The following is a 282-nucleotide window of genomic DNA, read 5'->3' as shown; positions in this document are numbered from 1 at the left end:
TGGTCACTGCGGTTGCTAACGGAAACTTGAAACTCAAGTTAATGCTCGATGCTAAAGGTGAAATCGAAACGTTAGCCAACACGATCAACGAAATGATTGATACGTTGGCAACGTTTGCAGAACAAGTTACCACCGTAGCGCGAGAAGTAGGAAGCGAAGGCAAACTGGGAGGACAAGCGAAAGTTCCGGGGGCATCGGGGACGTGGCGCGATTTGACTGACAACGTGAATGAACTCGCAGCGAATTTGACAACGCAAGTAAGAGCGATAGCTGAAGTCGAAA

Annotated in this window: 1 protein-coding gene; it reads left to right on the top strand. The window is 48.6% G+C overall.

Going from position 1 to position 282, the window contains the following annotated elements:
• Positions 1-26: 26 nt before the first annotated feature.
• Positions 27-282, top strand: a 256-nt coding sequence (locus FLQ44_RS25725) for a hypothetical protein (protein ID WP_206209108.1), incomplete at its 3' end; no start/stop codon positions are given.

Source organism: Vogesella mureinivorans, assembly GCF_007644035.1.
Taxonomy (GTDB): Bacteria; Pseudomonadota; Gammaproteobacteria; order Burkholderiales; family Chromobacteriaceae; genus Vogesella; species Vogesella mureinivorans.
Note: the sequence above shows the minus strand (reverse complement) of the source record. Positions and strands in the feature narration are given on the sequence as shown.